The sequence below is a fragment of the Psychrobacter sp. NPDC064578 genome, from assembly GCF_044901245.1.
GTDB lineage: Bacteria > Pseudomonadota > Gammaproteobacteria > Pseudomonadales > Moraxellaceae > Psychrobacter > Psychrobacter cibarius_C.
The window spans coordinates 195,195-218,205 of the sequence record NZ_JBJDPI010000005.1 but is presented as its reverse complement, the minus strand read 5'-3'; the positions used below and the strand labels follow the sequence as shown (position 1 = coordinate 218,205).

At 41.6% G+C, this 23,011-nt stretch carries 19 protein-coding genes; 10 read left to right on the top strand and 9 right to left on the bottom strand.

Translation table 11 applies throughout. From position 1 onward, the window contains the following. Window positions 1-104 precede the first annotated feature (104 nt). From ACI2JM_RS07905 to ACI2JM_RS07880, 6 genes are all read left to right on the top strand, one after another. On the top strand, window positions 105-1,163 hold the full coding sequence (locus ACI2JM_RS07905; protein WP_404643383.1) for an AAA family ATPase: 1,059 nt from the start codon (window positions 105-107) through the stop codon (window positions 1,161-1,163). Next, window positions 1,156-2,853 carry a hypothetical protein gene (locus ACI2JM_RS07900; protein WP_404643381.1) on the top strand — a complete coding sequence of 566 codons (1,698 nt, stop codon included), beginning with the start codon at window positions 1,156-1,158 and terminating at the stop codon, window positions 2,851-2,853. The genes ACI2JM_RS07905 and ACI2JM_RS07900 overlap by 8 nt, the downstream gene beginning before the upstream one ends. Then, a complete protein-coding gene (locus ACI2JM_RS07895) occupies window positions 2,846-3,253 on the top strand; it encodes a hypothetical protein (protein WP_404643379.1) in 408 nt (135 codons plus the stop codon). Before ACI2JM_RS07900 ends, ACI2JM_RS07895 begins: the two co-directional genes overlap by 8 nt. Before the next feature lie 182 nt (window positions 3,254-3,435). After that, entirely contained in the window at window positions 3,436-4,731 is a 1,296-nt protein-coding gene (locus ACI2JM_RS07890) for a VWA domain-containing protein (protein ID WP_404643377.1), read from the top strand. Between the two features lie 299 nt (window positions 4,732-5,030). Beyond that, on the top strand, window positions 5,031-5,453 hold the full coding sequence (locus ACI2JM_RS07885; RefSeq protein ID WP_404643375.1) for a YbaN family protein: 423 nt from the start codon (window positions 5,031-5,033) through the stop codon (window positions 5,451-5,453). A gap of 244 nt (window positions 5,454-5,697) precedes the next feature. Continuing rightward, on the top strand, window positions 5,698-5,907 hold the full coding sequence (locus tag ACI2JM_RS07880) for a cold-shock protein (RefSeq protein WP_045453470.1): 210 nt from the start codon (window positions 5,698-5,700) through the stop codon (window positions 5,905-5,907). A gap of 180 nt (window positions 5,908-6,087) precedes the next feature. Here ACI2JM_RS07880 and ACI2JM_RS07875 read toward each other — a convergent pair whose 3' ends face one another. Beyond that, window positions 6,088-7,170 (bottom strand): YeiH family protein, encoded by a 1,083-nt coding sequence (locus ACI2JM_RS07875; protein WP_404643372.1) that lies wholly within the window; start codon window positions 7,168-7,170, stop codon window positions 6,088-6,090. A 226-nt stretch (window positions 7,171-7,396) separates the two neighbouring features. Here ACI2JM_RS07875 and ACI2JM_RS07870 point away from each other — a divergent pair, with 226 nt between their 5' ends. Then, window positions 7,397-8,332, top strand: coding sequence for a LysR substrate-binding domain-containing protein (locus ACI2JM_RS07870; RefSeq protein ID WP_314886419.1), 936 nt, complete (start codon window positions 7,397-7,399; stop codon window positions 8,330-8,332). 165 nt (window positions 8,333-8,497) lie between these two features. On the opposite strand, the gene ACI2JM_RS07865 is transcribed toward ACI2JM_RS07870, so the two are convergent. Continuing rightward, complete coding sequence (locus ACI2JM_RS07865; RefSeq protein WP_404643370.1) at window positions 8,498-8,959, bottom strand: universal stress protein; 462 nt, start codon at window positions 8,957-8,959, stop codon at window positions 8,498-8,500. 437 nt (window positions 8,960-9,396) lie between these two features. Between ACI2JM_RS07865 and ACI2JM_RS07860 the strand changes: the two genes are divergently transcribed. Beyond that, a complete protein-coding gene (locus tag ACI2JM_RS07860; RefSeq protein WP_404643368.1) occupies window positions 9,397-12,474 on the top strand; it encodes an insulinase family protein in 3,078 nt (1,025 codons plus the stop codon). A gap of 101 nt (window positions 12,475-12,575) precedes the next feature. Here the strand turns inward: ACI2JM_RS07860 and ACI2JM_RS07855 are convergent, their stop codons facing one another. The 3 genes from ACI2JM_RS07855 to ACI2JM_RS07845 form a co-directional block, all read right to left on the bottom strand. Beyond that, window positions 12,576-13,904 carry a serine hydrolase gene (locus tag ACI2JM_RS07855; RefSeq protein ID WP_404643366.1) on the bottom strand — a complete coding sequence of 443 codons (1,329 nt, stop codon included), beginning with the start codon at window positions 13,902-13,904 and terminating at the stop codon, window positions 12,576-12,578. Between the two features lie 191 nt (window positions 13,905-14,095). Then, a complete protein-coding gene (locus tag ACI2JM_RS07850) occupies window positions 14,096-14,659 on the bottom strand; it encodes an NUDIX hydrolase (protein WP_060491831.1) in 564 nt (187 codons plus the stop codon). A gap of 333 nt (window positions 14,660-14,992) precedes the next feature. After that, on the bottom strand, window positions 14,993-15,217 hold the full coding sequence (locus ACI2JM_RS07845) for an HPP family protein (protein WP_228139089.1): 225 nt from the start codon (window positions 15,215-15,217) through the stop codon (window positions 14,993-14,995). Between the two features lie 33 nt (window positions 15,218-15,250). On the opposite strand from ACI2JM_RS07845, the gene ACI2JM_RS07840 reads away from it, so the two are divergent. Continuing rightward, entirely contained in the window at window positions 15,251-15,985 is a 735-nt protein-coding gene (locus ACI2JM_RS07840; protein WP_055124790.1) for a CoA pyrophosphatase, read from the top strand. Window positions 15,986-16,060: 75 nt separating this feature from the next. Here the strand turns inward: ACI2JM_RS07840 and ACI2JM_RS07835 are convergent, their stop codons facing one another. The 3 genes from ACI2JM_RS07835 to nhaA all read right to left on the bottom strand — a co-directional run bounded on the left by ACI2JM_RS07835 (window position 16,061) and on the right by nhaA (window position 19,451). Then, the gene (locus ACI2JM_RS07835) at window positions 16,061-17,437 is read right to left on the bottom strand and encodes an oxygenase MpaB family protein (protein WP_404643363.1); all 1,377 of its coding nucleotides are present in this window, start codon (window positions 17,435-17,437) and stop codon (window positions 16,061-16,063) included. A gap of 77 nt (window positions 17,438-17,514) precedes the next feature. Further along, entirely contained in the window at window positions 17,515-18,099 is a 585-nt protein-coding gene (locus ACI2JM_RS07830; RefSeq protein ID WP_060491829.1) for a DUF2799 domain-containing protein, read from the bottom strand. Between the two features lie 149 nt (window positions 18,100-18,248). Further along, window positions 18,249-19,451, bottom strand: coding sequence for a Na+/H+ antiporter NhaA (gene nhaA, locus ACI2JM_RS07825; protein ID WP_045444001.1), 1,203 nt, complete (start codon window positions 19,449-19,451; stop codon window positions 18,249-18,251). A 510-nt stretch (window positions 19,452-19,961) separates the two neighbouring features. On the opposite strand from nhaA, the gene ACI2JM_RS07820 reads away from it, so the two are divergent. Continuing rightward, window positions 19,962-20,717: a TSUP family transporter gene (locus tag ACI2JM_RS07820; RefSeq protein ID WP_198330152.1), complete on the top strand. Its 756-nt coding sequence runs from the start codon at window positions 19,962-19,964 to the stop codon at window positions 20,715-20,717. Window positions 20,718-20,830: 113 nt separating this feature from the next. On the opposite strand, the gene ACI2JM_RS07815 is transcribed toward ACI2JM_RS07820, so the two are convergent. Then, the gene (locus ACI2JM_RS07815) at window positions 20,831-22,207 is read right to left on the bottom strand and encodes a dicarboxylate/amino acid:cation symporter (protein ID WP_045444003.1); all 1,377 of its coding nucleotides are present in this window, start codon (window positions 22,205-22,207) and stop codon (window positions 20,831-20,833) included. Window positions 22,208-23,011: the final 804 nt, after the last annotated feature.

Genomic DNA, 23,011 nt, shown 5'->3' with positions numbered 1-23,011 from the left:
ACTTCCACTATCGGAGTTATGAGGGCTGCAATGACTTATGCAAGAGGTCTATTAATATACACCTTATTCTTAAAAATATTACTATGCAATTTAGAGAAAATACCATGAGTTCTAAACCTATTCAAAAAATTATATTTGGCAGTCCTGGTACTGGCAAGAGTCATATGATTGATAAAGAAATTATACCTAATGAATTGAAAATTAATATTGATAAGAATCCTGAGAACGTAGTAAAAGCTGTTTTTCATCCAGAATATACCCATGGTGACTTTATGGGAAAGTTGCTACCAATGACCAAATCAGGTCAAGTAGAATACAATTTTTATGAAGGACACTTTTTAAGAGCCCTAAGTCAAGCATATAAGAATATCCTCAAGGTGTATAATAAACAAGGTGATAGAATAGAAGATACAGAAGTAGAAAATGTTGTATTGGTAATCGATGAAATTAACAGAGGTAATTCATCATCTATTTTTGGCTCAGTCTTTCAACTTCTTGATAGAGACGATGAGGGTTGGTCAAACTATAACACCAATATCAATGGTGTAATGTTTTTCAAGCTACTTGAGCTTATAGGTTTCACGTTCTCATATGACAAAAATCAAGAGATTGATGAGTACAAATTAAGGCCGTACGATGGCGTAAAAAAATTAGAAACGTTGCAAGAAAAAATATCATTCCTAAATTTTGATTTAATTAATAAAACAATAAGGATTCCACCGAACCTTTCCATTGTTGCTACTATGAATACGTCAGATAGTTCCATATATTATATGGACACCGCTTTTAAAAGACGTTGGGATTGGGAGTTTATCAATATTGACTCAAACTCGATAAAAGTCTCAGGAGTAGCTTTTAGCAATAGAACCGATTGGGATAGATTTATAACAAAATTAAATAATTTTATTAAATCTAATCACAACTATATTAGAGGAATAGAAGATAAGCAAGTTGGAAAGTATTTTATAAAAGATGAGGTGATACTCAAGTCTAGCATCCAAACTAAACTCATGTTCTTTATTTGGGATAGTGTTTTTACAAGAGATAAAAAACCCCTTTTGGAACTTTTAAATATTAAAAATAAAGATGATCTTGTAACGTTTGGAGATTTTGCAGAAAGAGTAGATGATTTTATTAAAGAGATTGAGAAACCTAATGTTTAACTTCAATGAGCTGAAGGTAATCAAAGGCAATGAGTCTGAAAATCGTAATTATGGCTCATTCGTCGGAATAAGGAAAGATAGCTGTACTCAAGAAATGATTTTTAATCTACCGAGAGGTTTCGATGATTTCGATATAAACTACGAAAATATTAAAAAAATATTTTTCAGCATGTACAAAACTTTTAAAAAGTTCATAAAAAGTAGAAAAAATTTATATAATATCTCTGATTATAAGCCACAATCGAAAGACAACATGAACACGGATAGAAATAATTCCTATCGGTTTACTGATACAAATAATAATGAAATTATAATGTATAGTAAGATTGACATGATTGATAAGATAATGTCTGTTCAGAACCTATTGGATTTAGATGCTTTAATTCAGGAGGTTGGTTTGTTAGAGGATATAGATTATTCGGATATAGATAATCTAGTTAATAATGGAGTGTTTTTAAAGAACAATAGTATCATAATTGATTTTATGCATGGTACAAGAAATGCTATACATAGTATACCAAGCGAGATTATTGAGATATATTGTTATATTTATAATGAGGTTTTAGTCGAGTTAGAATACGAAGTTGACGAAAAAGTAAAGGATATTTCATATAATTTCTCTTATCAATATCTAACTAGCGAGCAAAGTTTATTTAATGAAAATAATTATGAGTCTACAATAAAAATACTTAAAGATCGTTTGGATATAACTCATAGAAATACTTCATATAAAAATAATTCCTATTGGATTGTATATGAGGCCGTAGAAAACTTCTTATATGGTAGCCTAGAATTTGACGAAAATGAAGGGCAAGGATTTTGGGGTATTAATAATTTTTATCAAATATGGGAGGATATGTGTAATTCATTTTTTATTAAAAATATTGAAAAGGATAAAATACTATATTGTGACTCTGCTCTCAGATTGGAAAATAAAGTTGATAATTTAAAAAGAGAAAATTTCGGCGGTTTTAATATACTAATAGATAGTAATTTTGACAATAATTTCAATATCAAATTCAATAAAAACGAAAGATGGATGAGACCTGACCTTATTTTTCATAAGAGCAATAATTCAATTATAAAGTCATTAATTGATAATGGCATTATTTCATACGAATTTGAAAAATCGAAAAACTTGCTCATGAATAGTCTTATAAAAGTTAGACTGAATCATAAGAAAGTATATGATGATGTTCCAAGCTATGAGTTTCAGAATAAAGTTTTTGACTATATAATAAATAAATTTCAAGGTATGAGTCATAGAAACCCTAGAAAAGGAATATCTAAAAAATATCATAGCTTAGCAGTAAAGAAAGTAAATTCTAAACTATATCATTTTAATGGAATAACGGAAAAAGACTTCTTATTAGAATGGAATGGTATTGTAGAAGATACTATTAGAAAAGAGTCTAATCATGACATATATTGTATAGATTGGAAATATCTGCCAATAAGTTTCTTTGATAAATCTTCTAAAGATTTAAAATCAAACGTAGTAAAGCAACTAACATATGAGTTCTGCTTAAAAAATAATGCCTACTGCAAAGATAAGAAGATAAAAAGCCAATTTATACTACCTTCCTATAAAACTACTGAATCAGTAATTGATATCTATAGCGAGATTGATGAAATTGAAGTATGTATGTTGAATTTTGATAAAGTCCAGAGTGTATACCTCTATGAGTAAAAAAGAATTTCGAAGTGACTATATTATAGATTTTAAATCTAATTTAAAAGATATTAAGATCAAAAAATATATAGAAAAATCAGTTAAGAGCTTCTTAAAAAAACATGAGATTTATGACTATTTACTTATTAGTCCTGAGAATCAAATAACTCATAAAGACTTCAAAGTAGTAGATTTCAGTTATTTCTATGAAAATATAGTATTTGATTTTTCAAAAGAAAATGACATACTAAATATGAAGACTAAGGTTTGTATTACTTTTGACAAACGCTTATGTAATATTTATGATGACCATACAAATAGATATTATAATACACTTTCAATTGGTGGTTCTAACGTTGCCTACTATATTCTATTTACTTTAGATGAGATTTATGACTATATTTATTATGATGTTTGAAATATTTTCATAATTATATATTTACAGCTAATTTACAACTTACCCTTAACCTTAGAACTCTGAAAAAATTAACAATAGTTCTAGAGTTAAAAAATCGCCGCAGCAAACACTATGGCGGTTTTTTATTGCCAGCAATTAGTCTATTATCTCTAAAGGAATAACACGCTAACGTAAGGAACACCATGAACCATCTCACCGTCGGACAACGCTCGCCTTTAAGCAATCTTGCTATTGACGATACCGCACCCATCACGCTCAAGTTCACTCGTCAAAGCCCAATAGAGATGGACATCAGTTGCTTTGCCTTAGACGCAGCGGGCAAGCTGATCAATGATGATTACATGGTGTTTTATAATCAGCCAACCTCACCATGCGGGCAAATCAAGCTCACCCATTACGAGTCACAGCCAACGGCGAGTAAAGGCATCCAAGCCGAGTTTGAGGTGAATTTATCCAAACTGGCTACGGATATAGACAGCTTGTTTTTTGTGTTATCAGCCGACACCCCGCTGAATCAAATTCAATCGTTAGAGATTGGCATTTGGCAGCAGTCACAAAAAGTACAGGCAGAATATCAAGCAGCAGACTTTGCCCAGCAGCAAGCCAGTATGCTGATGCAACTTTACCGTAAAAGTGGCGTTTGGCGAGTATCCAACGTCGCGCAAGGCTTTAATGGTGGACTTGCCGCCATCGTGCAGCATTTCGGTGGCGATGTAGAAGAGGGCAGCCCACAAGCAGTAGAGGCGACCGTCACGCCAGTTAAAGCAAAACCGTCATTAGAGAAGGTCATGCTAGACAAAGCGCCAAAACTGGTCAATCTGGCCAAAAAAGCCACGATATCGCTTGAGAAACGCCAATTGCAACAATTAACCGCAAAAGTGGCGTTGGTGTTAGATGCCTCAGGCTCAATGAACAGACAGTACAAAAAAGGCCGCGTGCAAGAGGTGGTCAACCGCATATTGCCATTGGCAGTGAGCTTCGATGACGACCAAGCGCTAGACTGCTGGGCGTTTGCCCGAGACCCGCAGTATTTGGGCGAGATTGGACTGAGCAACTATGACGGTTTCATTGACAACGCTCATGGCGGCTGGCGCAAATGGGCACTTGGCCCGCGTATCAACAACGAAGCAGAAGTCATGAAAGCCGTGACGGAGTTTTATCAAAAAGACGGCTTGGATGTGCCTGTCTACGTGCTATTTATCAGTGATGGCGGAGTGAATGACAATCGCGGTATCACGAGAGTCATGACGGAAGCGGCGAAACTACCGATATTTTGGCAGTTTGTGGGCTTGGGTGGTCGTGGTTATGGCATCCTAAAAAAACTAGACGACATGGCAGGGCGCGTGATTGATAATTGCGACTTTTTTGAACTAGATGATTTGGACGACATTAGCGAAGAAGCCTTGTATGAAAATATGCTGGAGGAGTTTCCAAGCTGGCTCAAAGAAGCACGCGAGATAGGATTGATAGCGAAATAAACCAATCAGACACTTGTCCCTAAAACTAAAAGCCGCCCATAGTGTCTAGACTGTGAGTGGTTTTTTATTGCTAAAAATTCAGTCAAAGGTGGTTAGCTCACTTACCCAACCACTAACCAAACATACCTATTGATAGCAAAAACCTCGTAAAAATAGCCTTGTACCATTTTGAGTGATATTGCATGCTTAGCTACCTATATAGGTAGGCAGTTCTATAAATGATTATCTGGTTTAACAATCTAGCTGTCTAACCTTTATCGAATATTAGCCAATCCATATCATTCAATGACAGTATTTTTATGAGCCAACACAAAAAAGCCTTTTACTATCGACCCAAAACCAATCAGCATAACAGCCCAACGGTGCGTTGGACGTTTGTCATACTGGGTTGGCTATTTTTTGTATTGGGGATTATCGGTGTATTGCTGCCAGTCATGCCGACTGCGCCTTTTATATTACTGGCGGCAGGTTGCTGGGCACGTAGTTCGCGGCGCTTTCATTTTTGGTTGATCAATCATAAATACTTTGGGAAATTTGTCCGCGATTGGGAAAATAATCATGCGGTGCCACTCTATGCCAAGTGGTTAGCGACAATAATGATGACTATTTCAACAACGATGTTATTTTTTAATATTCCCGCCGATATGATATGGATAGCATGGCTGGTAGCCGTGGTCTGTACTGGGGTAGCGGTCTATTTGTTCCGTCTGCCAAATGCCTAAAATACGTTGATTTTCAGGTCAAAAATCGTAAAAAATAGGCTTTAGTTACATGAAAGCTAAGATAAGACTTGCGAAATCAGGATGTTCCCCCTATAATACGTCCAAGCTTAAGAGCAGTTCTGCACCAAATCATTACCTCGTAGTATTAGTTATAATCCTTCGTTTTAATATTTATCGTTCAGTAGCTATTTGCAAGCGTTATCGGTCACTAGGCCATTAATAAATTTAAAAGTAGGATTATATTATGTCAGACGTTCAAAAAGGTACAGTTAAGTGGTTCAACGAAGCTAAAGGCTTTGGTTTTATCGCTCCAGAAACTGGCGCAGACGTTTTTGCTCATTACAGCGAAATCACTGGTTCAGGCTTCAAAACTTTAGCTGAAGGCCAAGAAGTTGAGTTCACTGTAACTCAAGGTCAAAAAGGCCCACAAGCCCATAACATCGTTGCTATCTAATTTGTCTTTATAGACACTTAGAGCAAGATGAAAAAAAAGCGAACCTTCGGGTTCGTTTTTTTTCGTCTAAAATTTGGTGTAGATTACTCATAAAAAAGCCTACTTACTATGTTAATAGTCGTAGGCTTTGTTGATTCTGCATAAATTTATAGTGGGCAAGCTATCATAGGAATGAGCGTCTTATAAAAAACTGATACCTATATTAATCAATCCACCGCCAACGATCAACCAAGCGAACATAATCGCCCCCAAGATAAGGGGTTTAACGCCAGCTTGTTTAATAGCGCCCAAATGCGTGGTTAGACCAAGTGCAAACATCGCCATGGTGAGCAGCACATCGTCTAGCATCACCATACTATGCTCAAAGCTTGCGGTCATCGGCACCCAAGTGTGCAGTAAGACGATGGCAATGAATATGAAGGCAAACCAAGGTACTTTGACTTGTTGGACGCGATTCATAAACGATGGTTTTTTGCCATTGTCGCTGCTACCTTTGGTTAAGGCAAACGATAAAATAAGTAAAAAAGGGGCAAGCATCATGACGCGTATCATCTTGGTGACAACCGCTGTGTCACCCACTTCGGGACTGACTGCGTTACCAGCGACGACGACTTGCGCCACTTCATGAATGGTGGAACCCGTATAAATCCCGTACTGCTGAGCATTTAGCCAAGGTTGCAACCAACCAAGATGGTATAAAAACGGATAGAGCAGCATCGCAACCGTACCAAAGACCACCACTGTCGCTACGGCAATAGTGACTTTGTGGGCTTCCGCTTTGACCACAGGCTCGGCGGCAATAACCGCGGCGGCACCGCAAATACTCGCGCCTGACCCAATCAATAGCGTCGTTTGTTTGTCGACTTTTAACCATCGGGTACCTATCCAATAGGTGAGTAAAAAGGTCGATGTCAATACCAACGCATCGCTCATCACCGCAGACAGTCCGACACTTGATACTTGCGTTAAGGTCAGCTTAAAGCCATAAAACATGATGGCGAGGCGCAATATTTGACCTTTGGCAAATGCCACGCCGACACTTAAGCGCTCAGCAAGGTTAGGATAGACAGTATTGCCCAATACCATACCAAGGAGAATGGCTAAAGTGAGAGAAGACAAGCCAACGATACGTCCATTTGTCCATGTGTTGACACTAGTATTGAGCCACAAACAAAACAAGCTGCCAATCAGCACGACGATGAGCCCTGCTAAATGGCGGCTGCGCGGGAAATAGTTATTTACTGATTGGGTCAAGGCGTACATGACTAACTGTCCTATTATGTATAATCGAAATAAGCATAAGCTTATGAATAGACATTATAAGGCAGACCAATCTATAATAAAAACAGACTAATTAGATAAAAACTATCGATTTTTTAGGTTGATAAAAGTCTTTGGGCTAAAAAGATGGTTTTTTAGATAATAAAGGGTTTTTAAAATAACAGGTGGTTTTTAGATTGTATCAATAAGATAGGATGTCAGAGAAATTATGAAAAAAGCCATGCAGGTATTGCCAAAGATTACCCTCAAGCAATTATCAGTGTTTGTCAGTATTTATCAAACGGGTAGTACCAGCCGTGCCAGTGAAGCGCTGCATTTATCGCAGTCGGCGGTCAGTAGTGCGCTGACAGAATTAGAAGCAAGGCTACAAATGCCATTATTTGAGCGCGTCGGGCGTAGGCTCAATCAGCACCCCAACGCCCATCCTATTTATATACAGGCACAAGCCATCTTGGGGCAGGCCTTAACTCTAGAGCATTATCATAAGCATCAAGCAGGGCAGATTCATATCGGTGCCAGTACCACGATCGGCAATTATGTGCTGCCGCCGCTGCTTGCCAAGCTATATGCGACGCTGCCCGATGCCCATATCGATATGTATATCGCCAATACTCAAGAAGTGGTCAGCGAAGTTGAGCAGTTAAATATTGATATTGCGCTGGTAGAGGGTATGCCGCGCCCGACAGACATGAAGGTGATTGAGCAGCGTGCGTGGCGGACAGATACCTTGATGATCTTTACCAAGCGCGATAGCAAATGGTTGACAGACATGGTAGCGTATAATGATGCGGATAATTGCTACGAGCTTAGTATTGCACAACTGGCAAAGCTGCCGCTATTGGTACGAGAGGCAGGGTCAGGTACACGGCAAATTATCGACGAGCAGCTGCTCAAGCATTTGCCTGATGCGGAGATTGTGATGGCGATTCAGCAGTCGGAAGCTATTAAGCATATGGTGAGTGCAGATATTGGTCTTGGCTGTTTATCACAGCATGTCATTCAGGCAGAGCTGACAGCAGGAGCGCTGGTACAGGTGAAAGTCGCGGGCATAGATTTGTCACGAACTTGGTGGCTAGTGTGGCATAAAGCCCGCCATCAAAGCCCGATTTGGCAAAGCTTTATTGATATTTTGACAGAAGATTAATTTTAGTGATAAATATAGAGGTATTAGAAATATAGAGGTATTAGCGAGAATATCTAATATTTCAATGAATAATAAAAAAGCGCAATGTCAGACAATGCGCTTTTTTTAATGAGCTTTTTTAATAGTTTTAGCTAACTTGGAAACGAGGTTAGGTCTTTTTTTAAACTACTTATTAATGGGCTTATCCAGTCTTACGACCAAGCTATCGCATGGGACGTTAGGCAAGATATTATCTGCCGTCGCGCCACTAAGCCAAGCGGCGATACCATGGCGTTCATGACGACCGATGACCAGCAAATCAACCTCATGCTTGTGGCAATAATTGACGATACCTTCGCTATTAGAGATGGCGGTGGTCACTTCAGAATTGACCGCATGTAGGTCATTACGCTCCAAAAACTGTGCCAGTTTGGCACGCGCTTCTTGACAGCGTTCATCGTCAATCTCATCGTATAAGCTGGAGGCTGGCACCAGCTCATAGCCAAAGCCAACCATAGTATCTTTGACGATATGTAATACCGATAACTTGGCGTTAGGACGATTCTCGACGATACGTTTGGCCTTTTGGGCGACCACATCAGCATCGGACATTAAGTCGGTGACCAATAAAATATGTTCGTAACTCATGAGCGGCTCCTTGTGACAGATGATTTTAACTATAGCACTACTGATGGCTGCTGTTAAGTAAGCTTTGAGTTCGCTTTGTGAAAATCCGACATTCTGCCATCTTAGTCATCTTTATCACTATAGTATCTTGACTTATGAAGGTGCGAACCCCATCTAATTCCGTTAGGCAAATTCTTTTTAATTTATACCAGCGCATTGCTGTCATTTAAAATGATGCACGGGTACATGCCATTAAATTTGAATATTACTCATAAGTTAATCACAATAAAACTCACAATATTTTTATATGAATAGCATATAAAAAAGACCCTACGATAAGTATTAAATACACTATTTATCTATTGTTTACTCCAATTTTATTTTATCGCCACTGGCTAGATTTAGTCATTAATCGCATATTATTCTAAATAAAATTAGAGCAATCCATAAGGAAAATTATGACCGACACGTTATCTACTACTGATCTAACTTTGCATCCTGCCTTTGAGCTGATTGAGCATCGCCATATCGATGCATTGTCGATGGACGTATTAATAAGCCAACACGTCAAAACAGGCGCGATGCATTACCACTTGGCACATCCGAGTGACGAAAATGCCTTTTTGGTGGGCTTTCGAACTCAGCCAATGGATTCAAAAGGTGAGGCGCATATTTTAGAGCACGTGGCTTTATGTGGCTCTGAGAAATTCCCCGTCCGTGACCCGTTTTTCTCCATGATTAAACGCTCATTAAACACGTTTATGAATGCGATGACCGCTGCCGATTGGACGGCGTATCCGTATGCGACGCAAAATAAAAACGACTACTTTAATTTGCTAGCCGTTTATCTGGATGCCTCATTTTTCCCCAATATTCATCCGCTGGATTTTGCCCAAGAAGGCATCCGTGTTGAGTTAGACGAAAATGACAAGCCGCAATTTAAGGGTATCGTTTTTAATGAAATGAAAGGCGCAATGAGTGGTGAGATTGACCAGTTGTATCATACGGTCGCCCATCATTTATTCCCAACGACGACGTATCACTATAATTCGGGCGGCGATCCTGCCGATATTCCTGACTTGACCCATACTGAGCTGGTTGAATTTCATCAGAGCCATTATCATCCGTCAAACAGCGTGATTATGAGCTTTGGTAATATTCCAGTTGCTGAAACCCAAGCTAAAATCCATGAAGATGCCTTGATTCAATTTGAAGCGGGCAAAAAACACGTCTCGCGTCCTGAAAAACGCCTGTCTGCACCGATTAGCGCCGTTGATACTTATACTGCTGACGAAGCAGGTCCTGACCAAACTCATCACGTGATTGCGTGGTTATTACCATCGATTACTGATCCCAAGCAGCGTTTGGCATTGCGTTTATTAGAAGGCGTGTTGGTTGAGCATGCTGGTTCGCCGCTGCGTGCGTATCTAGATAGCCATCCACTCGGTAAAGCGCCAAGTCCACTACTAGGGCTGGATGACAGTCATTATGAAATGGTCTTTTATACCGGTCTGCGCGGTTCAAACCCTGAACACGCCGAAGCGGTAGAGCAGGGCATTATTGATTTGCTTACACAAGTGGCGAGCAAACCGATTGATGATGAAACGATTGAAACTATCTTGCATCAAATCGAGATTGATCAGCGCCATATCGGCGGCGATAGCATGCCCTATGGTCTAAATCTCATGCTAGAGGGCTTTAGCACTGCTATTCATGACGGTAATCCTATCGATGTATGGGAAGTCGACGAGCATTTACAATGGCTACGTGAGCAAGTAAAAGATGCGCAATGGTTACCGAATTTAATCAAGACTCATTTGCTTGATAATCAGCATCGCGTACGCGTGACCATGACGCCTGATAGTGAAAAAACAGCCCGTTTGGCAGCAGCTGAGCAGACTCGTCTTGATACCATCGAGATGGATTTGACCGCTGATGATAAAGCTATCTTAAAACAGCAGGCATTTGATTTGGCAGCGCGCCAAGCAGCGCCTGATGATTTAAGCTTATTACCAAAAGTGGGTTTAGAAGACGTACCGACTGATATTAGCTTTAAACAAGGGTTGCAAAAGCAGATTAATTTAAGCGGCAAAGAAAGTACGCTATTTGAATATGAAGCGGGCACCAATGGCTTATATTATTATCAAATAATTGTACCGTTGACTGATGCGATTGATAATGAGGATACAAGCGAGCTGCCCGTTAATGAAGTCATTAATCATCCGCTATTGCCTATTTATTTGAGCTTGTTATCAGAGCTAGGTACAGATTCTCTAAGTGCCCATGAAATGCAGGCCAAGCAAGCGGCGCATTCATCAGGGGTGACGGTGCGTATCAGCCAACGTACCAATGTCGATGACAGCCAAGCGATTAGCAGCTATTTCGTCGTGGCAACGCGCGCGCTGAATCGTAAACCTGAAGCGATTGATTTGCTCAAAGAAGTGATGGAACACAGTATCTTTAGTGAGCATGATCGTATCAAAGAAATCTTGCAGCAGCGTCAAGCAGGCTGGCAATCAAACCTTGCTGGTTCAGGGCATTCTTATGCCATGCAAACCGCCAGCCGTGGTATGAGTCGTCAAGCGCAGTTAGAGTACGTGCGCAGTGGTCTGCCAGCATTGAACGCGCTAAAAGACTTCTTAACTCATGCCAGTAGCGATGACGCACAGTGGGATAAATTAGCAAACAGCTTGATGGACTTACATCAACGTCTAATTAGTTTGCCTAAGCACGCGGTTATCATCTGTGAAGCGGAGCAAACCGAACGCTTAAGCAATTTAATCGTTGATAGCTGGAAAGACAGTCAAGCGCCAAAAATTGCAGCGCAGTTAAAAAATGCTGATGCAAGTATCGACGCCAATATTCCAAGCGAGTTTGCCGAATTGCAACTTGATACGGCGTTAAATGGTGAAACAGACGTAGTTAAAACCCTAGAAAGTAGTGTGGCGCTCGATGTTGAAGACTTGGCGTGGCTAGTGCCAACCAACGTCTATCATAATGCCAGCGCTTATACCGTACCAGCGGCTGATCATCCAGATACGGCAGCCTTGATGGTATTAGCGCCTTATCTACGCAATGGTTATCTGCATAGCGCTATTCGTGAGCGCGGCGGTGCTTATGGTGGCGGTGCGGGCTACGATGCCAATGCCTGTGCCTTTAAGTTCTTTAGCTACCGTGACCCGCAGTGTGCTGAAACTTTTGCCCATTTTGATGCCAGTATCGAATGGCTATTGAATGAGCCGCAAACGGACGAGCAGTTAGAAGAGGCCATCTTAGGTATTATCTCAGGAATGGATAAGCCAGGCTCTCCAGCAGGGGAGGCGGTTAAAGCCTGCTTTGCAGATTTGCATCATCGCGGCGTCGACTGGCAACGTAAAATGCGTGCCTCAATACTGGCCGTGACCGTGGCTGACTTGCAGCGCGTTGCTAAGCAATACCTGCAAGGTCAAAAGCATGTACGTGCAGTACTTGCGCCTTATGATAAAGAAGCAGCAGTACAAGAGTTAGGCTTTAACGTTTGTAAAATTAAAAGTTAACCTTCTTCAAGTCTGCTGATTTAATTGTTATAAAAAAAACCGCCGCTTTCACTAAAAATGGAAGCAGCGGTTTTTATTGCTTGATAGTGTTTTTTAAAGGCTTACTTTTTGATTAAGTAATTGGCGACTGCTTTATAGGCAGGTAAAGAAGTTGGGTCGATTTTACCGTTACTGGCATCTGGATATGACGCAAAACGGACGATGACCATGTCCGCTGCTGGGTCAACATAGACCGTTTGACCGTGGACGCCGCGTGCCGCATAGATGGGCGTGGGGTTATTAAATAACCACCACATGCTTGTGTAGCTGCCGTTAGTCAGCTGCTTATAATCGGCTTTCGCAAAAGCCTCTTTATCGCCACCCGCTTCGATATTATCAACGACTGTAGCTGGGAATAAGCGCTTACCATTAATTTCGCCTTTATTGAGCATCAAGCTACCAATGCGTGCCATATCATGCAAACCTGCACTAAGACCGCCGCCAGCAAACGGCGTACCTTTAGCATCGACCGTCATATACGCGCTTTGTTCAGCACCGATTTTTTGCCAGATGCGTTCAGAGAGTAATTCATTCACCGCTTTACCAGTCGTACGCGAAATAATCCAGCCTAGGGCGTCGCTATTAATGGTTCGATAGTTGAAAGCTTCCCCGTGTTCGCCGTTCTTCTTAACTGTTTGCAGGTACTCAAAGTAACCATTGGGTCCTTTATAATCTTTCGGTTTTGGTAGTGGGCTTGCCGCTTCTGAATACTTCCAGATATCGGCATTAGGATCAGCATAGTCTTCGCTATAATCGAGCGCTGTGGTCATGTCCATGACTTGGCGTACGGTTGCATCACCAAAGCCACTGTTTTTGAGCTCTGGAATGATAGACGCTACCAAGGCTTTATCGTCAAGCTTACCTTCGGTCACGAGGATTTCTGCTAACAGCCCAGTCATTGATTTGGTCATCGACATCGCCGCATGATTGCCCAGCTCATTGAGACAACCGTTTTGGCGCTCGTATACCACCTTGCCATGATGCATGATCATAATGCCGTCAGTATAATTGGCATCCAGTGATTGCTTCCAAGTCATCGGGCGCTTACTGTTAGTAGGCATAAAGGTGATGGCATCGATGTTTTTATCTAACGCATAGCTGAGCTTGGAAGGCGCACCGATACCGCGACTGACGTCAGTGGTGGGCATCAATTCACGGATATGACAGACCGTCCAACGCAGCTTGGGGAAACTAAAAAAATTAGAGGAAGGTTGAGTAATCAGTTTATCGGCAGGCGGCGGAAAACCTTGCATCCAGCCAAGCGTTTGTGGGTCTGATTGTTTGGCGGTTAACCGTGCATCTTCCGCATGGCTGGTGATACTTATACTGGTTAGGGTCATGGCGATGGTCAGTGGTAGTAGCGGTAAAGAGCGTTGCAATAAAGTCAGCATAATATTCTCGCAAGTCGGCTTAAACGATTAACTTCAGACAATAAAAAACCATTGATAAGTGGCTATATTCAAAACTTAGCATAAGACTTATCAATGGTTTTTACCAACCACTTTTGTAAAGCAGTCGATTTTTTTATAAGGTTATTTTTTATAACGTTATGTTTATAACTCTATTTTTTATATGCTTAGGGCTAGTAGCGCTTGATCGCTTGGTCTTTACCGATGATATCCTGATGAATAGGGAAATTTTCATGGTTATCGTATTTCTTGCGGTCAGCAAAGTAGCTTTTTAGGGTACGACGTACCGCTTCAAAGGCAAGTTTGTCCCATGGAATATCTTCTTCAGTAAATAACGCACAATCAAGACTTTCAGAGCCGATGCCATAAGCACCGTCTTTTAGCTCAGTGATATAGATGCTATAGATTTGCCCGATATCAGGAATATCATATAAGCAGTATAAATGCGGATTGATGACGACCGCTTCTGCTTCTTCAAAACTTTCACGAGCGGCCCCTTCTGCCATGGTTTCGCCATTTTCCATAAAGCCAGCTGGCAGTGTCCATAAGCCATACTGTGGCTCGATCGCGCGGCGACATAGCAGTACCCGATGCTTATGCACAACGAGTGAGCCACAAATCACTTTTGGATTTTCATAGTGAATATAGTGGCAATTGGGGCATACCAAGCGTGGGATATTATCCGTGGCTGGTATTTTACGTTCTGCTTCATGACCGCATTGTAAACAATAGCGCATATCAACTGCCTTATTTAGTGATAAATCTACATGATAAATAGAAATGATAAAAAGGATTGTCGTTCTTGGAAGAATTATGATTCTTATTTTATAAAATAGTATGACTTTAGCTTATCAGATGTTATGTGATCATAGCTGTTAATCCTAAGATAACACAAATTCTCATCACACTGGCAGTGATAATAACAAGCACACAGGTTTGCGCAACTGCTTACGGCTACGGTTGCTATTAATGAATGCATCAGCAGGCAGAGCAGGACAGTCACATAAAGTATATGCAGTCACGATAAGATTGCGCTAGGCTAGACTCACGCTAACTATTGAATGATAGCTTTACCTATAACGAGAGTAATGGCTGCCGCGACCGGTGTTGTTGTAAATAAGGGCAACCAGAAAAGCGCGCGCATCTATCAGAGTAGGGGGTATTAAAAAATGCCACTTTACGTCGCCAAGCATAACGATAAATGAATGGAGGCCAGCATGTAGATGCGATACGCGTAGCAATAATACTGGCGCAAGCGTTGTACACATTGCGAGAGATAAGCTCCACCATCCGATGCTTAATTCTAATAAAAATATAGGGCAATAATCATGTTACTTCCACCGCAGTCGCTACGTTTTGATGAATTTTCAGTCGCTGTGCCGGACTTTATTCGTTATCCCACTATTAGAACGCTGGCGGAACGGGTGCAGCATGAGACCTTAAATGCCGTCACCAGTCCTGCGCTGTATGATGCTAGCACTTCTCGTAGCACTCGCATTCTAGATAGCTTGTATCAAACACCCATTGCCGATGCCTCGGTATTGGTTGCCATTACCCATGAACGCCATCCAAAACTGCTACTGACACGCCGCGCTGCGCACATGAACAGCCATGCTGGCGAGGTCTCTTGCGTTGGTGGTAAACATGACGCAGGCGACGGTAATAATGTCGTCACCGCTTTGCGTGAAGCCTGTGAAGAGACCGCACTACCACCTAATAAAGTCCAGCTCATTGGTCAATTGCCCATTCAAACCTCCAAAAGCGGTATGAGTGTGCGTCCTATTGTGGCGCTGATTGCGCCAGATTTATTATTAGTCCCTGAGCTTGGCGAAATTTCGCGTATTTTTTGGGCAGATTTTGAAACCTTGCTGACTCAGCCTACTGTCGAGTATGCGGTAGAATATGCAATGCAAGATAAGATCGCGACCATTCTTACACCTAGCTGGCAAGTGGATGGTGAAACGGTTTGGGGTCTGACAGGACGAGTCATTGCCAGTCTATTAGAAACAGGCTTTGATCGCCAGCTTGAGTGGTATTATCGTATCCAAAATACGCGCAATTAATCCGTAAGGCGGCTAACGGCTGACGTTTAATCACTATTCGTTTTATTTTAGCTACTATGCTTTATTTATAATCCCCTACTTATAATAATCGTCGTTTTTCTTTAGCCACCAGTTCATATTATCTTGGCGTTTGGCGCGGAAGGCTTCTAATTTTTCAGCCACACTTTGATTGTGTTGGCGTGCCGTATCGAGCGCAAAGAGAATCGGCACCGATGATAAGACACCAAAGCGGATTTTTGATTTTGGCAAATCCAGCCCATCGCCGATATCATCGCCGACCAAAGTACGGGTCACGCTAGCATTGATCATCTCAACGAAACGCCCCCGTCGATTGTCTTCGCCCATCAGCTGACGCGGCAAATCATGCAAGGCTTTGGCTAATGGTTGCCCCATTTTAAAATCAAGTTGCTGAATTGATAAATAAGTATAGAGCCATTCCCAACAGGCAGTTTCATCTTTTGGCAGGCGATCTAAGTCAACCCCCATCCAATAACTGGCAAGATTCCATAGATGCAGAATACCTGCCGCTTCTTCAGTGCTGATGCGTGCGCCAAGCAGCCGTAACCCGCGCATAATCAACAATGAAAACTGCAAATGAGTAGCAATCATATCGGTTTGATTGATAGGAAGACCCCAATAATCAGTATTCCAGCTGCCATCTGAGTTGTGATGTTGGTCGGCATCTGGTATGACGCCTTTAGCAGCATTGCCTTTACCTTTGAGCAAGTTTTGCCGTACTAAGGTATGAATTTGCCGCACCTTGATTGATTGCCGCCAACCTTCTGAGCCAATCGCCAATACTTGCTCGATAGACTGACGTTGATTATGGGCGTTTGTATTCGGCTTATGTAATGGGGGATGTTCAGAGACGGCTAAGATATAGGCATACGTACGCATCAGGCGGGGCAAGGCATCGTGCATCAATGCGCCTGTCTGAATGAGCGGCAGGGAGAGGGCAGGAATGCTGTAGCCTGCCATCAAGGCGACATTACGTAATAGCCAAATCAGCATCAGCGGATAGCGTCGATAGGCAATCGCACCGATTTGGGCAAGCTTGGGATCGAACCAATCGGGATGGTGGCTAAATTGTTCAGCCAAGGCGTTAAATGCAGAGTTGTTTGTGAGATTAGCATCGAATTTATTGCTATTGCTATTGCTACTGTCGCTGATAATAAATTGCTGTAAGGGCTTTGCAAAACGAATGCCGTCAGCGGCTAAAGTATCTGCCAGTGAATCACCGATATCGTAGCCTGTGACTATTTCATTTAATAAATCTTGCGAGATAACGAAGTCTTTTGGCAATAAATAACGCTTGATGCGCTTTAAGACTTGCAAGTCGCTATGGTCATCAATCGCGGTCGTCCGTCCGTGACGCTGATAAGGTTTTATTGAGGGTTGTTGTTGATTCAAAGTATCAGCCGTCTGTTTATCAGTTATGTTGATTGAATCCATATTTATTAAATGCCTTCTTACCAAATGCCTTCTGAACAAATGCTTTCCTATTAGATCATTTCACAAGGTCAATAGTATTAATAGCCATTTGACTGGTTTAGCGTTTCTAATTGTCTTTGCGTGGTGTTCATACGGCGCTTGGCTTTACGCAGCTCGTCGGCTAATGACAGTAGGCGCGCGCGTGCTTCTTTTTCATTAGAAAAGTTTAACATCGCCCCACTTTCTAGCTTATCAAATTCTTCTTGGTAGGTTTCTATGAGGCGCTTGTCTTTGTCTAACTGACTGTCTAAGGCGTAATAGTCTAAGCCTTTTTGATTGGCAGTTTGCAGTGTGTTCGCCAAGGTTAAGGGGCAGACATTATTGAGCTGACGTCCGCGCCGACCGACATTGTAAGCATTACTGGTCGTGCAGTATTGCTTAAGCCCCAGCTGGCGACCGCGCTCCCATGCCAGATAGTTGGGGGCAACACTGGCCTTGGCACAGGCTTTGGCATGTGATGCAAGGCGATCTGATGAGTAACCTGCTACGCCATCGTTGTAGCCAATAGCCTGCCAGTCACCAACGAGGCATTCCTGCTTAGAGAGCGTGGCACAGCTTGATAGTAAAACAATGCTACCAAGGAGCGCTAAGCTTAACGAAGGTCGCGGTACAAACTGTCGCATGATTATCTCTTCTATGGCTATTGATGCAAGTGCTGATATGGCTAATGAAAAATACTTTTAATGAACCATGCTCGGATGCCAAAGTACGTGAACTATAAAATAATAAGCCACTGATAAGCTAAATCGCCTTTAAGTGGCTCATCTTCTTATTAATGAGGGCGAGTCAGATCGACTGAGGTGCCGCTTACATTGTCTTTCAAGCTGACTTTGAGCATGAGGTAACCTGCGATACCAGAGACGATTGAGCCCATAATAATACCTAAGCGCTCATCAAATAAGGCTGTTTCACCAGCAAATGCCAGACCGCCGATGAACAGACTCATGGTAAAACCAACACCACAGAGTAAGGCTGCACCGTAAATCTGCTTATAATTCATGCCTCTTGGCATGGTTGAGATACCAAGCTTAAAGATTAACCAGCACATGATCATCACGCCCAATTGCTTACCGATGAATAGACCGGCCGCAATACCAAGCGGTACTGAATGGAACAGCTCAGCGAAGCCTGCACCTTTGAGGGATATGCCTGAGTTGGCAAATGCGAATAATGGCAAGATACCAAAGGCAACGGTGTTATGTAAATCGTGCTCTAGCTCTTCTAGTGGTGAGTGCTCAGGATCAGTACGGTCAAACATAGGAATAAATAGTGCTAAGACCACGCCAGCCAAGGTGGCATGGATGCCGGACTTGAGTACCGCAATCCACATGATCACACCGATCAGCAGATAAGGCGTGATGCTGGTGACGTTGCGACGATTAAGAAGGTATAAGAAGGGTAGACATAGACCTGCCACTGCCAATGACTCTAATGACAAATCACTGGTATAAAATAAAGCGATGATTAAAATGGCGCCAATATCATCGAAGATAGCAATCGATACTAAAAATACCTTTAAAGAGTTGGGGACGCGATTGCCTAACAAACTCAAAATACCTAGGGCAAAAGCAATATCGGTCGCGGCTGGAATCGCCCATCCTTTCCAAAACTCAGGCTCGTTATAGTTAAAGAGTAGATAGACAATCGCTGGCATTATCATGCCACCGAGTGCCGCACCAGCTGGCAGGATGATTTGCTTAACGTTAGACAGCTCACCGATCAACACTTCACGCTTTAGCTCAAGTCCCACTAAAAAAAAGAAAATCGCCATCAAACCGTCATTAATCCAGTGATGAGCGTCTTTAGCGATAGCAAACTCACCGATTTGAATGGCAACGGGTGCGTGAATAAAGCCCTCGTACCACACATTAAGAGGAGAGTTGGCAATAATCATTGCAGCAATGGCAGCCAATGCTAGGACGATACCGCCCGCTGCCTCAAATTCAAAAAATGCTTTAATCCTGCGTATTGCCATATCATCCTCATTTGCTAAACACGAATTACAAATTAATCCAATAACCTCAAATATCTATGACATGACTCATAAAGACATGATAGACAGCAACAGTTTCTCATACTCTTATTGATATAGACAACAAAATACGTCAACCAAAAGTTATAAGTGCCACTTGCCACATTAATAATAGCGATATTATAAAGTCGATAGAGCAGACAAAAGCTTGGTCAGTCGTTACATACTTTTAATCAATCGCTGTTTATCTTAGATACTTATTAAGCCGTTAGACAAATCTAGCAGACTTTTTTACGTTTTTGGCTTTTTTTAGCGTTTTATCTTTATAATGATTGGCATTTTGTGATGTTCTGTCACAGCTTTAATACATATCAGTAGTACTATCAGCTAATGAATAGCAAATTTGATAGCAACATTGCTACTAATATTTTATTTCCAGTTCTTAAAGCCCGTTCTTAAAGCCAGTTTTTAGAACTTCCTCATTTTCCATCATAAAATTTACAGGTCAGCGTCATGGACTTATCGCTTTCGTTAGAGGTTATATTAATGCTCACCGCTGTGGCAGCGTTGGCAGGCTTTATTGATGCCATCGCTGGTGGTGGCGGTTTATTGACCATCCCCGCCATGTTACTCGCCAATATCCCACCAGTGCTAACGCTTGGTACCAATAAGCTACAAGCCGCTTCAGGTGCGCTAGCAGCCTCTATTACGATGATTAGAAAAGGGGTGGTCAAACCGCAACGTATCAAAGTAGCTATCGTTGGCGCTTTTATCGGTTCTGTTCTCGGCACTATCGCTGTACAGATGTCGCCGCCAGATCTGCTTGAGACACTGATTCCGTTTTTGATTGCGGCTATCGGGATTTATACCTTGTTTGCGCCTCGACTTGGCGAAGTAGAAGCTGCGCCGCGTATCTCAGAAGGTAAATGGCAAAAAGTGGTTGCACCGCTAATTGGTTTTTATGATGGTTATATTGGACCAGGCACAGGGATGTTTTTTGCGCTCGGCAACGTGGCATTGCGCGGTCGTCAAATTATCGAAGCAACAGGCGCAGCAAAGGTATTGAATTTATCGACCAATATTGGCTCGTTAATATTCTTTATTTTGGGCGGTAATGTCTTGTGGAAAGTAGGGCTTGCCATGATGGTGGGACAAACGATAGGTGCGTATTTTGGCTCTCATATGGTGGTCAAGGGCGGTAGTAAGCTGATTCGTCCGATGATTGTAGTGGTATGCTTGGCGATGATAACCAAATACGTTTTTGGTTGATTGTTGTTCAACACGCCCTAAATGTATTTAGCAAAGAAAAAAACCTCAGCCAATATGACTGAGGTTTTTTATGTATCGTGAATAAATTATCAAAATCTATTCAATATAAGTGCCTAGCGGCGACGATCGATATCATCGTACTCACTGCCCATGATCCCATCACTAAAGACTTCAGAGAATTCACGCTCATTGTCTTCATCAATGTGACCATCAAACACGTCTTTTGCACCAGCGTTAGGATCGTTATAAATAGCCAAATCCATTTTTCCTTCTGATTTTGCCACAATAGCCGTCACAGCGGCATCGCCACCGACGTTCACTGCGGTACGTAACATATCAAGGATACGATCCACACCTAAGATAAGACCGATGCCTTCGATAGGTAGACCGACTTGAGCAAATACCATTGATAGCATAATCAGACCAACACCCGGTACACCAGCGGTACCGACGGAAGCCAAAACGGACATTAGAATGACAGTCAGATACTCAGTCACGCCCAAGTCAATACCATAAATATTGGCAATGAAAATGGTCGCAGTACCTTGCATGATGGCGGTACCATCCATGTTGATGGTCGCACCAAATGGCACCGTAAATGAGGCAACTGAGTTATTAACGCCCATGCGCTTAGTGACCGTACGCAAGGTAATAGGAATCGTCGCGTTCGAGCTTGACGTACTAAAAGCAAAAATCTGAACTTCACGCATTTTTGCCAAAAAGGTTTTGATGGATAAGCCCGAAGAGACTTTGAGTACAATCATCATAGTGACAAAGAAATGGAATGCCAATGAGCCGACCAATACCGCCACATAACCGAGCAGTGACCAAATCAAGTCTAAACCCAGCTCTGCCATTGCTTTGGTCAATAGCGCAAATACACCATAAGGTGCAAGATTCATAATGATGGTCACCATTTTCAAGATGACTTCATTGATTAATTCTAAGCTCTGCACTAAGCCTTTGGCAGGTTTACCCACCATCAAGATACTAACACCGATCAAAATAGCAAAGAAAATAATCGATAACATATCACCATTTGCCATCGCGCTGATGGGGTTTGATGGGATAATATTAGAGAACACATCTAGCAGTGGTGGTGCTGAAGCTGCTTCAAATGCCGCTTCGGTTTCGATATTCATGCCTTTACCGATACCAAATAGCACGCCAAGCCCAATCGCTGTTGCGATAGCCAGAGCTGTTGTCATCATATAAATAAGAAATGTCTTGGTGCCGATGCGACCAAGCAAACGAATATCCCCAATACCGCAAACACCGCAAATCAGTGAGATCAGCACCAAAGGCACGACTAGCATTTTGAGTGAGTTGACAAATAGCTTGCCGACAATGGCGAGGAAGCCATTGGTAATGTACGTATGAATGAAACCGCCTTCAGCGTTCAGTCCTGAATAGTTTATAAACAATCCCAGTATGATACCGAGTACCATAGCGACAATAATTTTGCCGGTCAGTCCCATATTTTTCCACATAACTTATATCCTTTGTGTACGTGCCCCAGTAGCGAATAGATAGGCTGCTCACATCAATGTGATTGTTGCCATTATTATCACCGCTCTTGCTACGTCTATTAAATTCTTTCAACTTCCACTTAGTGTCACGTTTTCGGGGCACAATATAAAATAATTGTTAAGGATACTGCAACGTTTTTTTATGACTAAGGTAATATAAATCAATAGTTAAGTTATCTGCGCCGAATTTTTCGCGAGTAAAGTAGGTAAATGACAAGGCATATTGACCAATATTAAGGCGTGTTGAACATTCAAAAATAGATATTGCTGATCGCCAAAACTGTTCTAGACAAAGCATAAAATGACGGTAATGCTCATGCCTTAATTAGTTTTATAACATATTTTTTATATGGAGCTGGGAGAATTTATTATTATTTCCAATATTAATAGAGGGAGACAGGGCTGTTTTTTGCCATTTCATTGTTAAAAGTAGACGCTTAGAATGACTAAACTGACTATTTTTAACGTCGAACTGCCTAAAAAACAGTCTCTGTCAGTGTCATGGTTGAATCATCAAACACACCTTAACGGTTAAAAATGGCGATTCATAACTAAAAAAAGACTGCTCAAATGGGGCAGTCTTTTCTAAGTGAATGATCAGAATGTATCGTGCAAGGCTTCTAGCAGCCTTAACATCTATTGTTTTTTAAATATTTTAAGCCTGATTCCTTTGTGTCTTGCTATTTCAAAGCTTGTTATTTCAAAGCTTGTTATTTCAAAGCTTGTTATTTCAAAGCTTGTTATTTCAAAGCCTATTGTTTCAAA